We start from the raw sequence: 2,594 nt of genomic DNA on the forward strand, positions 1-2,594 counted from the left end.
ATCAACAATACAAAAAATTTCTGTAAAATCGTACATGGTAGTTAGAGCCCTTGGGTTGTGTCGTAACTTTCTAAATGGCTCTAACTACCTTTTTTTCAAGGGCTTTTCTTATCCGTAATTCGGGTTAACCTATTGAGATGTTGTCATAATGGGGTTAATTAATTGTATGATAAATTTTAGGTATAAGCTTATTCATTAGGAAATTGTACTTTTAAATAATCTGGTTTGAGCACCATGGCAAAAAAATTCTGATTACTAAATGATAATTAAAATTATGTGTTTAATATAATAGTTTTTTTATAAAATTTCATTTACTCAATAAGATTGTGAATATTTTTTATTAGTTTTTAAAAATTATAAATTTATATATTTTATTGATTGATATTTTAAATTTAATAAGAAAGTGGATAATGAATTGAGATTTATAAGGTGGTTATGTATGGTAATTCTTCGGAATTGAGTGGTGTTGAAGATAGATGTGATTGACTGTCCTTAAGAAGGTACTCGTTTGACTTTTGTTGTTTCATACTTTTTTTAAAAATATCTTATATAAATCAATATTATAATTGTTTTGTTAATTTTTAAAATTTTATTTAGTAGTATAGGATCATAAAAAAATCAGATATATATATATAAATTAATTAAAAAATTTAGTTTTATGTAAATGTATTAAACCAGATATCTTAATCAACATGAAACATAAAGTTAAACAAATTACTCAAGATAGATTATTGCTATCTACTAGTGAGGCTGCTCGTTTATTAGGGTATGCAGAACAAACATTACGTAAATGGGCATTGTATGAAAACGGACCAATAAGTCCTATTAGGCATGGTCGCAGTCTTCGATGGAGTAAAGCAGAAGTCTATAAATTTGCTTGTGTCAAAGAAGAAGTCTAGAAAAATTGAGATAGTTTTTCATGCTATTGGCGTTCACTCTATTTAGAGGTAAAAAGCACACAATAACAAGAAATACTATCTCATCCATAAAATTTATATACCTATTTTTTAAGAAATATCATCAGCTTAAATTGGATTTAGATTTAGGCTCTAGGCTTGTCATGCTCAAAAAAAGTCTTAATGAAATTTTTATAGGGTAGGATTTGGAGTTAATAATGTCCAAAAAATATTCAAAATCAAAGCAAAAAGTCAAACATCGTAGTACGAGTCACTCGAAGATTGTGGTTGAAAAAACTCAATTGGACATACTTAAGACTGTACTTAATCAAACTGGCTCTAGTGTAACCCTGCAAAAGAAGGTCCAAGGCCAAATACTTACTTCAATTGCAAAACGAATCAGTGACGATCTTGAATGTTTTAAAACAGCATGTGCTTATTTACCGGATTCGATCAAGCAAGATCAGAAGGTTTGGGTTGAGGCTCAAACAAGTTATGTTTTTTGGTTCGAGCTTTTTCATTATTTAAAAAGTGCTTCAATTAAGAAGGAATCAAGAAATTATTTGTTTAACAGGATTTTTGAATATTTAAACCAAAAAGATAAGATGGAAATAAGGTTTTATATTAATAAGGAGGTGTTTAAAAAACGTGGATATTCTAATCATGAGAAATTATATAAAAGTGATTTTGTGAAATTTTTTAAATTGCCTAAGAATTTCAATGAATATTAAGAGTTATTTTGGAGTTAATTAAAATGAGTGAAATTTTAAATCAGGAAGATCTTGAAAATTATTGTAATGATTTTGAGAAAAAAATTTCTGGATATAGTGAAAGAATAGCGGTTTTAAATTTTGAGTATGTTCAAGATTTTCATTTGAGTTTTATAGATAAAGATAGTTTTGAAATTCTAATAGATCGCTGTGAGATGTTGTATTTAAATATTTGCAGATATCAGCAAAGAACTAAATATAAGCATATATTGGGGTTTTTGAGTGTCTCGATGCTATGCAATAATTCTAAAAAATTAAATAATGGTACTCGAATTGAGATAAATAATAAAACTTTTGAAATTTTAAATTATGTAATGTTTTTGTCTGGATTGCTTTTGAAGCTTGATGATTCAGAATTAAAAGTCCAACGAATAAACTATACATTGTACTTATTACTTAGAGTGGTGGGTAAAAACTTTGATAAATGTGTAGATGATGTATTAACCAATCTTGTTTTCTATTTTAGAGCAATTATAGATGTTGATCCATTAAAGCTTTCGAAAAAAGAATTTAGTAATTATGCTAAACATCACAAAGACCGAACAATTGCTACTTGTCTAGTTTTCAATGCACAGAAAAATAATCAGATTGAAAAATCATTAAATCGCTATTTAGATGAATATAGGGTGGCTGTTGAAAATCTCTACTATGATGAAAAAGTACAGGTGAATAGAAAAAAAGCTCAACCCTCACTTGAGGAAACAGAGGTTTCTATTTTAAGTTTCATTGCCCCACCTTTGATCACAGAAGGCTTCTCGGATTATTCGGATGCTCGTGCAAAGGATGATGATGATGAAAATGAAGAGGCGGATTCAAGCGGCAAGTGCAACAGTATAAAAACCAGCCATAACTTCACTCGGTGTATACCAACCTAGTGTTTTTCTAGGACGATGGTTGAGTGCAAATTCTATCTGCTCTATTTGTTCGT

General features: G+C 28.8%; 2 protein-coding genes and 1 pseudogene. 2 read left to right on the forward strand and 1 reads right to left on the reverse strand.

Annotated features, from left to right (window positions below; translation table 11 throughout):
• Window positions 1–692: 692 nt before the first annotated feature.
• Both ACEO2X_RS13660 and ACEO2X_RS13665 read left to right on the forward strand, forming a co-directional pair.
• Window positions 693–899 (forward strand): helix-turn-helix domain-containing protein, encoded by a 207-nt coding sequence (locus ACEO2X_RS13660; RefSeq protein WP_010111312.1) that lies wholly within the window; start codon window positions 693–695, stop codon window positions 897–899.
• 215 nt (window positions 900–1,114) lie between these two features.
• On the forward strand, window positions 1,115–1,627 hold the full coding sequence (locus ACEO2X_RS13665) for a hypothetical protein (RefSeq protein WP_010111314.1): 513 nt from the start codon (window positions 1,115–1,117) through the stop codon (window positions 1,625–1,627).
• 851 nt (window positions 1,628–2,478) lie between these two features.
• Here ACEO2X_RS13665 and ACEO2X_RS13670 read toward each other — a convergent pair.
• Window positions 2,479–2,594, reverse strand: a pseudogene (locus ACEO2X_RS13670) (IS30 family transposase); the annotation flags it as partial.

The organism is Acinetobacter sp. AL9 (assembly GCF_041464035.1).
Taxonomy (GTDB): Bacteria; Pseudomonadota; Gammaproteobacteria; order Pseudomonadales; family Moraxellaceae; genus Acinetobacter; species Acinetobacter towneri.